Below are 8794 nucleotides of genomic sequence, written 5' to 3'. Positions count from 1 at the left end.
GCGGGGACCAAATTGATCTGGCTTGGGCTGCGCAATATCACTGCGAACTGGGGCTCTGCCGCCCATGACTGGAAAAGCGCGATGAATCAATTTGCGATTCTGTACGGAGATCGATTTATCAGGCCGACCTGGTAAAAGCACGGCCTGCCTGACGGCAGGCCGTTACCGGCCCGCACACAAAAAATCTGACAGTCCCGCCGGCCTTGCCCGGACGCAGCGATGCAGCCCACACAAACACTACTTGTCACTCGCCCCCATGCTCTCCCACTTGAACATCGCCGGGATCGCGTACTTGTACGTTTCCATCCAACGCTTCATCGACTCGTCCCGCTCCTTGGGCGTTTGGGTCTGCGGCCTTGGCGATGCCTGCTCATTGCGGGCCTGCACCCGCAACCAGGCTTCCGTCTGCGCCTGCGACTTCGACGACGGCCCAGGCTCCAGCGCCTGCGCCACCACGGGCAACAACGCTACCAGCATCACTGCAATCCTCATCACGACCTCCCATTCACCGGCTTGAGCTGATCGGCTCGCGCCTGCGCCTCACTGAACTGCGCCGCACTCAGGCCAAACCGGCTGACCAGATCCGCCGCCTGCTGGAACTTGTCCTGGTACAGCAACAAGGTCACCAGATTCACCGCCGCCAAACGGTCCGTGTCCTTCAACTCAATCGCCGTCAGGAACTCGAACCGCGCCTTCTCCAACAAGCCCTGGTGCAAATACACCACGCCCAGGTCATTGCGAATCTTCTCGTCCGTCGGCGTCAGGCGCATGGCCCGCTGCAAATGCTGCTGCGCCTGCACGTTGTCACCCCTGGCCGCCGCAATCAGGCCCAGGCCATGCTCGCCCTCCGCCGCCATGCAGCCCCCAAGCAAACTCTGGAACAATGGCTGCGCCTCGCTGCTGCCCAAGATGCGCAACACCTTGGCCTTGCGCACCCGCACCTGCACCAGGTTCGCCGGCATCTCCTCAAGGTGCGCCAACGCCGCATGCGGGCGGCCATCGGCGATCATGTCGTCGGCAGCGCTCAAGGCCAGGTCCTGCGCCGAGTCCAGCTTGCCGCAACTGGCCTCGCCACCAGGCAACGCCGCCAACCACTGCGCCGGCCCACCGTTCGCCGCACACCCGCCAAGCCACAACAGGCTCACCATCACCAAGGCTGTCTTCACGCGGCACGCTCCCTTCAAAAATTCGCCAAGGCCCGAGCCAACGCGGTAAACCCGGGGCCCGCCAATACAATCAACAACGCCGGGAAGAGGAACACCATCATGACGATGGACATCTTCCCCGACATTTTCGAAATCCGTTCCTGCAACGTGGTAAGCCGCCGGTCATCAAGCAGTTGCTTGAGCGCCAGCAGCGACTTCATCGCCCCGCCGCCCTGGGTCAGCAGTTGCTGAAGAATCACGCAGGTGTCGCTGAACTCATCCACCGACAGCAGCTTTGCGGTCTTCTCCAGCTCCGGCGCCAACGCCAGCCCTGAATCGACCCGCGCCAGCACCAGGCGCAACTCTTCACTCAACACCGGCAGCAGCTCACGCGCCTCGGTGCTCAACACCCGCAAGCCCTGCTCCACCGCCAACCCCGATTCAAACAGGATGCGCAGCAGCGGGATGAACGTCGCCACCTCCTGCGCCACCTGACGCTGGCGGCGCTCTGCTGCCCAGGCCAGAACACGCTTGGGCAACAGGTAACCCAGGCCCAGGCCAAGCAGCGGCACGGCCCACGGCGCGCGCGTCTCGCGAAACACCGTCTCCTGCAACACCACGCCCAGCCCCACCAGGCACAACGGCACGCCCAGCTGAAAGGCGGCAAACAGCGAACGTTGACGTGAACGCCGCCAGCCCAAGCGGTCGAGCAGGCCACGGGTTTCGCCGTCCAGATTCAGTGCCCGCTGGCCCAGCGCACTGTTGCCCATGCGCTGCATCCAGCCGCCCAGCACCGCCTCGCGCCCCTGCTCGCCCTGCAACCGCGCGGTCACCAAGCGCACCCGCCGCCGCTGGCGCAGCAACTGGCCCACCAGCAAGGCGAAGGCAATCAGGAACATCAGCGCGCTGAGCAGCAGGGCCATCTCAGATACTCCGCATCATGCGCCACAGCGCAAAACATCCCGCCAGTTGCAAGGCCAGCGCGCCCAGCAACAACATCTGCCCGCTGCTCTCCTGCCACATGCTCAGCAGGTAGTGCGGGTTGACCAGCAGGAAGTAGCCGATCATGCCCACCGGCAGCAGCGCCAGCACCACGGCGGTCATGCGCGTTTCACCGGTCATCGCGCGCAGCTGGCGGGCGCCCTGCTCACGTTCGCGGATCAGCTTGATCAGGTTCTCCAGCAGCTCGCTGGCGTTGCCGCCGTAGCGATGGTTGATGCGCAGGCCCAGGGCGAACAGGCGCAGCTCGTCCTGCTCGTAGAGTTCGGCCAGGTCCTTGAGCGCATCGTCCAAACTCACGCCCATCTGCACGTTGCGCCGCACCCGCTGCATGGCGCCCTGCAACGGGTCACGCGAGGCATCGATGGCGCCCAGCACCGCGTCGCTCAAGGTGCGCCCGGCCTTGAGGCTGCGCACGCTATGGTCGAGCAACACCGGCAGTTGTTCGATCATCTGCCGCACCCGGCGCTTGTAGCGCCAGCTCATGTACAGGCGCAACCCCAGCGGCCCGATCACCAGCATCGCCAGGGCGCCCGGCCAGCCGGCAAAGGCGCCGCCCAGCGCGACCAGCAAGGCCCACATCGCCAGCCACAACACCAGGTGTTCGGTGCGTCGGTCCAGCCCGGCGCGCAGCAGCATCACTTCCAGCCAACCGCGACGGGCGGCAATCCCCGAAGGCACGGCAACCGCCTGGGCCTGGCCGAGGCGCTGCAGGATGCGCTCGTCGCCCGACTTGCGCAGGCCGCTGTAGAACAACCGCACCGACAGCCCAAGCAGCAGCAGGCAGAACGCCCCCAGCACCAGCGCCGCGATTATCATGCGCCGGGCTCCTGGGCAAACCCCGGATCGCGCCGCAGCTTGTCGCCGGCCGGGTTGACCGCTTCACGCAGGAAGCCCTCGCCCGTGCGCCGATCCAGACGGAACAGGGTGTTGGTGACATAGATGTCATCACGCAAACCGACCACTTCGAGCACTTCGCTGACACAGCGCCGACCGTCCGGCAGGCGGGCCAGCTGGATAACCACGTCGAGCGCGGCACAGATCATCTGGCGCAGGGTTTTCTCGGCCACCTGGCGCCCGGTCAGGCCGACCAGGGTTTCCAGGCGCAGCAGCGCGTCCTGTGCGGTGTTGGCGTGCACGGTGCTCATCGAGCCGTCATGGCCGGTGTTCATCGCGGTGAGTACGTCGAGCACTTCAACGCCACGAATTTCCCCCAGCAGGATGCGGTCCGGGCGCATCCGCAGGGCGTTGCGGATCAGTTCGCTGGCCTTGATTTCCCCATGCCCCTCGGCATTCGGCGGACGGGTTTCCAGGCGCACCACATGCGGGTGGTCCAACTGCAATTCGGCCACGTCTTCAATGGTCACCAGCCGCTCATGCGGGTTGATCAGCTGGCTGAGAATGTTGAGCAGGGTGGTCTTGCCCGTGCCGGTGCCGCCACTGACGAGGATGTTGCAGCGCTTGGACACGGCCAGTTCAAAGAAGTCGAAGATCGACTGGTCGATGGCACGGGTGGCGAGCAGGTCGGCGCTCTTGAGCATGTCCTTGCGAAACTTGCGGATCGACAGGCATGGCCCGTCCAGCGCCACCGGCGGAATGATCGCATTGACCCGGCTGCCATCAGGCATGCGCGCATCGACCATCGGCGAAGACTCATCAAGCCGGCGCCCCAGTGGCGCAAGAATGCGCTGCATCACCCGCTCGACATGGTGCGCATCGATAAAGCGCAGGTCAGTCTGCTGCAACACCCCGGCCCGCTCGACAAACACCCGGTGCGGGCCGTTGACCAGGATTTCGGTAACGCTGCTGTCGCGCAGCAGCACCTCCAACGGGCCGAACCCGGTCAGTTCGTCGACCAGCTCCTCGGCCATGCGCTCCATTTCATAGCGCGACAGCGCCAGGTGCAGGCGGGCGATGTAGTCGCCGACCTGCTCCACGACAAACTGCGCCAGGGCCGGGCGCGAGCCTTCCAGCAGGTTGCGCCCGGTGTCTTCGATGGCATCGATGATGTGACGATGCAGGGCACGCTTTAGGGCCTGCGGGTCGGCACCCAGGTTGTGCCGGGGGCCGCCGAACAGCTCGTCGCTGCTCACCGGTGGCTCCACAAGCGGTTAAGCCAATTGCCGGGCTTGGGCTTGAGCGCCTCGGAGCGCCGCGCCAGCCGTTCCCCCAGCGCCTTCAAGGCCTGGGTGAGGCTTTCGCGCGGGGCCAGTTCGAACAGGCTCAGCCCCTGGTTCTTGGCGTTCATCCGCACTTCGGGGCTGTAGGGCAGCACCACCAGTACCGGCAGACCGAAGCGCTTGCCCAGGGCTTCGGAATCCGGCGCGACGTTGCGCAGGTAGCGGTCCACCAGCACGCTGGCATGCTCCAGCTTCATGCCCTTTTCGCGCCAGAGGTTGAGCACTTCCAGGTTGCGCCGGCAGTCGATGACGTTCTGGTCGATGTACCAGATCAGCTTGTCGCAATGGCTGACGAAGGTGCGCAGCCCTTCGCAGTCGGTCTGCCCGGTGAGGTTCACGACGATGTGCTGGAAGTGCTGGCGCAAGGCACTGAGCAGCATGTACAGCTCAGCGGCGCTGGTGCGCTCCAGCGGCTCATCACTGTTGCCGTAGGCCAGCAGGCGCAGGCCCGAGGCATCACGGGCAAAGGCACTGTCGATCAGCGTGCTGTCGAGGCGACGCAGGTGGCGCAGGGCATCGCCAAAATGGAACGACGTCTCCAGCCCGAGCAACGCCAGGCTGTCACCCCGTGGCAGGCCGAGGTCGAGCAGCAGGGTCTGCTGGCCGCTGTTCTGCACCACCCGCGCCAGGTGCGAGGTGAGCAAGGCGCCATCGGCCGCGCACTGAGTGCCGTAGAGCACTGTCAGGCCGCCCAGGTGCGGGTTGCTGGTGACCGCCGGCAGGCGCTTGCCCAGGCGCCGGACCAACCCGGCCACCTCGCTGGAACGCGAGCCATAGGCGACGAAATCACGGGCACCGGCACGCATCGCGTTAAGCACCAGCTGGTTGTCCATGCCGTCGCCCAGCGCCACGATGGCCAACATCGGCTTGGCTTCGAGCAGGCCCTCGATCAGCGCGCACTGGTTCACCACGTGGTCACGGTCAAGGCCGATGAACACCAGGCTGGCGAAGGTCACGTCGACCAGTGCGAGCAACTCGTCGAGGTTGCCATTGCTGGCCCCGACCACCTGCCCCAACGGCGCCAGCGCGGTCTGCAGCCACTGCAGGTCGCCGTCGTTACGGGTAAGGGCAAGAAAGGTCTGGCTCAGGCTTTCACTCATCGCGACATCCCGCTGCTGCTTTCGAAGTTGCCGTTTTCCAGGAAGAACAACCGGCCCCAACTCGGGTCATAGTTGCGCAGGCGCTCGCCGGGCAGTTCCGGCAGCCGGGCATTGGCGGCCAACGGCTGCACCAGGTGCGGCGTGACGATCATCAGCAGTTCGGTTTCTTCACGCTTGACCTGCGACTGGCGGAAGAACGCCCCCAGGATCGGGATGTCGCCGAGCCCCGGGAACTTGTCCACCGCCGACGACGAGCTGCTGCTGATCAACCCGCTGATGACGAAGCTCTCGCCATCGGCCAGGGAGATGCTGGTGTCGGTACGGCGTACGGTCAGGCCGGGCACCGTGGTGCCGGCGATGTTCACCGCCTTGGTGTAGTCGAGCTCGCTCACCTCCGGTGCGACCTTCATGGTGATGCGGTCACGGCTGACCACGGTGGGCGACAGCGCCAGGCGGATACCGAATTCCTTGTATTCGATCGATACGTTGTCGCTGCCGCTGCTGGGCACCGGGATGGGAATTTCACCGCCCGCCAGGAAGCTTGCGGTCAAGCCACTGAGCACCACCAGGCTGGGGCGCGCCAGGGTGTAGGCAAACCCGGTCTGCTCCAGTGCATCGATGGCTGCAAGGAAGCGGCTGCTGCCACCACCCCAAACGATGTTGAACACACCGTTGTCCAGCGGGATCAGTGGCTTTGCAACCGGCACCTGCCCGGGCGTGACCACGGTACCCGGTACGGTACCCGGCGAGCCGATCAGCGAGTTATTCGAACCCTTGAAGAACAGCCGCGCCCCCGCCTCCTTGAGCTTGGTACGGCTGACTTCGATAAAGCGGATATCGGCCTGCACCTGGCTGGGCAACTGTGGGTCGGTGGATGAAGGCAAGGCACCTTCGGTCATCTGCGCGGTGGCCTGGCCCTTGACGAAAATCATGCTCTGGCGCGGCGCGCTGGCGCAGCCGGTCCACACCATCAGGCTGGTCGAGCCCGGGGCGATGCCGGTCAGCAGCACGGCCTGCTCGCCCATGTCATGCACATCGGCGATCTTCGGGTTGCCGATGGCCACGCGGGTGATGTGCACCGGCAGGCGCAGCTCTTCCTGCAAGCCCTGCTCGATCTCGATCACGGCCGGCACACGCTCCAGCGCCGAACAATTGGAGGCGGCCGCCCACGCCGCTGGCAAAGGCAGGGCGGTCAGCCCCAAGGCCATCAAAGTGAGGTTGAGTACCTGCACGGAACGACTGCGCATTGACGGGCATCCTTGCTGGATCAGGGATTGGTGGAAGCGCTTTGGGCACCACGGATGATTTCCATGCCCCGTCGCCCGCCTCCACTCTGGCTGACGGGTGCGGCGGTGGGGGTTTGCGCCAACTGGCTGAAGCGGTAGAGGTCGCGGCTGGCAGTGGCCAGGTTGTGCTGGGCGGTTTTCGGGTCGGCCCAGTAGTGCGCCAGGCGCTGCTCTTCGGCGCTGCGCACGGCCAGGCGCAAACTGCCCGCCTGGGCCGCGAGCACCAGTTGGCTGGCGAATGCCTCGGGCACCGCCAGCACCACTGTGCGCATGCCGGACTTGCGTTGTTCTTCACGGATTTTCGGGTCCGGCTCGCCGGGCTTGCCATCATTGGTCAGGCCCAGTTGCTGGCCGACGGTGAGCAGCCGCAGGGCCGGCACCACCACCTGCGCCGAAGATTGCGGGTTGTTGCTTTCTTCGCGCAGGAACACCAGCACATCGACGTAATCGCCCGGCACCAGTTGCCCGGCCGCCCCCGACACTTCGTCGATGGCAAACGCCAGGGCACGCTCGCCCGGCTGGATCATTCGCGCCAGCGGGCCGCCGGCATCGAAGCTGCTTTCTTCCAGCCAGGTGCCGGCGCTGAGGTTGCGCCAGGGGCTGCGCCCAAGCGCCTGGGCAAATGTGGTGAAACTGCCGGCGGGCACTACCTGCACGTGTTCGAGCAACAGGTCGTCCTGGGTGATCGGGGCATTCGCGGCAACGTCGCGGCGCAACACCAGTAGTGCCGGACGCAGGTCTTCCGAGGGGGCGGCAACAACCGGCGCGGCAGGCGTGGATGCAGGGGCAGGAGCAGCCAGTTCGGCAGGTTGCCGGCTCAGGACCAGGCCCCAATACCCGGCAATGATTGCCCCAAACAGAAACAGCCCGGCCAGGATCATGGTGATGCGACTGCTCATGTCGGCGCCTCCTTCTGCCTGAAAGTCCCTGCACCCTGTTTTTGTGAACAGGCCCACATCAGCGCGTCAACAAACAACTATTTCGCTATTGGACGGTAGCGCAGCTAGGACAAAATGCCATTACTGCGCCAGTTTTTTTCCGCCGTAATTCCGTCCCCCCTATAAAACAACAGCTTATTGACGACGGCTTTTTAACTATCACTTTCGAGCTAATGCTTTCTTACATTTGCTGGTTGGGCGCGGCTTGACGATGCTGTGATGGCAAAGGGGAATCACCGTTTCGGCCCCGGCTACCGGCGCTTTCAGCGCAAGGAGAATCACATGCGTCTTTCCCGGATCTTCAAACATCTGAAGCTGTTCTTCTGGCGCAAGGACGGCGCATCAGGTATCGAGTACGCGATTGTCGCGGCGATGGTGGCCGTGGCACTGGCGGCGTTCATTACACCGATCAGTGGTGGGGTCTCGGCGGTCATGAGCAAGATCCAGTCCGCCATTCCGGTGGCTACCTCAGGTGGCGGCACAGGGGGCGGCACGGGTGGCGGCACCAATTGAAGGGCGGCAACTTGATCTGGACCTTCTCCCACAGTGCTCACCTGTAACAGGAATGGACGCATGCCACCTACTCACCCACGCCAACAGCTACTGCTAGTGGATGACGAAGAGGATGCGCTGCTGGAGTTGGCCGAATTGCTGGAGGGCGAGGGTTTCAATTGCCTCACGGCAACTTCGGTCAAGCTCGCCCTGCAGCAACTGACCCGTCACCCGGACATTGCCCTGGTCATCACTGACCTGAACATGCCGGAAGAAAGCGGTATTTCGCTGATCAAGCGTTTGCGTGAGCACACGGCGCGTCAGCACCTGCCAGTGATCGTCACCACCGGGCATGCCGACATGGATGACGTCAGCGACCTGCTGCGTTTGCAGGTGCTGGACTTGTTCCGCAAGCCCATCTATCACATTCGCCTGCTGGAAACATTGGACAACCTGTTTCCGCAGCCTCGCTTGCACCTGGTTCAATAACCGCCACCAACATCGCGGGACGAGCCCGCTCCCACAGGGTCAGTGAATATCCTGTGGGCGCGGGCTTGGACTCTTCATCGAGAAACGTAGCCGCTGCCGTAAGGCTGCGCTCGCCTGCATCGCAGGCGCCGCCTTTGGGAGCCCTAACGGGCTCCAGCGCAGCCT

Annotated in this window: 10 protein-coding genes and 1 pseudogene; 3 read left to right on the top strand and 8 right to left on the bottom strand. The window is 64.5% G+C overall.

All coding sequences use genetic code 11. From position 1 onward, the window contains the following. Positions 1-135, top strand: a pseudogene (locus M5G11_RS25685) (IS256 family transposase); the annotation flags it as partial. Positions 136-237: 102 nt separating this feature from the next. Here M5G11_RS25685 and M5G11_RS25680 read toward each other — a convergent pair. From M5G11_RS25680 to cpaB, 8 genes are read right to left on the bottom strand one after another with little or no spacing between them, the layout of a single operon-like run. Further along, the gene (locus tag M5G11_RS25680; RefSeq protein ID WP_273914032.1) at positions 238-492 is read right to left on the bottom strand and encodes a DUF3613 domain-containing protein; all 255 of its coding nucleotides are present in this window, start codon (positions 490-492) and stop codon (positions 238-240) included. Beyond that, positions 492-1166, bottom strand: a complete 675-nt coding sequence (locus M5G11_RS25675; protein WP_273914031.1) for a tetratricopeptide repeat protein — start codon at positions 1164-1166, stop codon at positions 492-494. The genes M5G11_RS25680 and M5G11_RS25675 overlap by 1 nt, the downstream gene beginning before the upstream one ends. 14 nt (positions 1167-1180) lie before the next feature. Further along, positions 1181-2068, bottom strand: coding sequence for a type II secretion system F family protein (locus M5G11_RS25670; protein WP_273914030.1), 888 nt, complete (start codon positions 2066-2068; stop codon positions 1181-1183). A gap of 1 nt (position 2069) precedes the next feature. Next, entirely contained in the window at positions 2070-2960 is an 891-nt protein-coding gene (locus tag M5G11_RS25665) for a type II secretion system F family protein (protein ID WP_420793872.1), read from the bottom strand. Continuing rightward, positions 2960-4237 (bottom strand): TadA family conjugal transfer-associated ATPase, encoded by a 1278-nt coding sequence (locus M5G11_RS25660; protein ID WP_273914028.1) that lies wholly within the window; start codon positions 4235-4237, stop codon positions 2960-2962. Before M5G11_RS25660 ends, M5G11_RS25665 begins: the two co-directional genes overlap by 1 nt. After that, positions 4234-5424: a CpaE/TadZ family protein gene (locus M5G11_RS25655; protein ID WP_273914027.1), complete on the bottom strand. Its 1191-nt coding sequence runs from the start codon at positions 5422-5424 to the stop codon at positions 4234-4236. The genes M5G11_RS25660 and M5G11_RS25655 overlap by 4 nt, the downstream gene beginning before the upstream one ends. Further along, positions 5421-6671: a type II and III secretion system protein family protein gene (locus M5G11_RS25650; RefSeq protein WP_273914026.1), complete on the bottom strand. Its 1251-nt coding sequence runs from the start codon at positions 6669-6671 to the stop codon at positions 5421-5423. The genes M5G11_RS25655 and M5G11_RS25650 overlap by 4 nt, the downstream gene beginning before the upstream one ends. Before the next feature lie 20 nt (positions 6672-6691). After that, positions 6692-7609, bottom strand: a complete 918-nt coding sequence (gene cpaB / locus M5G11_RS25645) for a Flp pilus assembly protein CpaB (protein WP_273914025.1) — start codon at positions 7607-7609, stop codon at positions 6692-6694. Positions 7610-7930: 321 nt separating this feature from the next. Here cpaB and M5G11_RS25640 point away from each other — a divergent pair, with 321 nt between their 5' ends. Both M5G11_RS25640 and M5G11_RS25635 read left to right on the top strand, forming a co-directional pair. Then, entirely contained in the window at positions 7931-8161 is a 231-nt protein-coding gene (locus tag M5G11_RS25640; protein WP_273914024.1) for a Flp family type IVb pilin, read from the top strand. Positions 8162-8221: 60 nt separating this feature from the next. Beyond that, positions 8222-8629 carry a response regulator gene (locus tag M5G11_RS25635; RefSeq protein ID WP_273914023.1) on the top strand — a complete coding sequence of 136 codons (408 nt, stop codon included), beginning with the start codon at positions 8222-8224 and terminating at the stop codon, positions 8627-8629. The last annotated feature ends 165 nt before the right edge of the window (positions 8630-8794 follow it).

The organism is Pseudomonas fontis, from assembly GCF_028656955.1.
Classification (GTDB): domain Bacteria; phylum Pseudomonadota; class Gammaproteobacteria; order Pseudomonadales; family Pseudomonadaceae; genus Aquipseudomonas; species Aquipseudomonas fontis.
Note: the sequence above shows the minus strand (reverse complement) of the source record. Positions and strands in the feature narration are given on the sequence as shown.

Excerpts from the sequence above, each read along its gene's own strand:
- M5G11_RS25680 (WP_273914032.1), bottom strand. The coding sequence starts at position 492 with ATGAGGATTGCAGTGATGCTGGTAGCGTTGTTGCCCGTGGTGGCGCAG.
- M5G11_RS25670 (WP_273914030.1), bottom strand. The coding sequence starts at position 2,068 with ATGGCCCTGCTGCTCAGCGCGCTGATGTTCCTGATTGCCTTCGCCTTG.
- M5G11_RS25655 (WP_273914027.1), bottom strand. The coding sequence starts at position 5,424 with ATGAGTGAAAGCCTGAGCCAGACCTTTCTTGCCCTTACCCGTAACGAC.
- M5G11_RS25650 (WP_273914026.1), bottom strand. The coding sequence starts at position 6,671 with ATGCGCAGTCGTTCCGTGCAGGTACTCAACCTCACTTTGATGGCCTTG.
- cpaB (WP_273914025.1), bottom strand. The coding sequence starts at position 7,609 with ATGAGCAGTCGCATCACCATGATCCTGGCCGGGCTGTTTCTGTTTGGG.
- M5G11_RS25640 (WP_273914024.1), top strand. The coding sequence starts at position 7,931 with ATGCGTCTTTCCCGGATCTTCAAACATCTGAAGCTGTTCTTCTGGCGC.
- M5G11_RS25635 (WP_273914023.1), top strand. The coding sequence starts at position 8,222 with ATGCCACCTACTCACCCACGCCAACAGCTACTGCTAGTGGATGACGAA.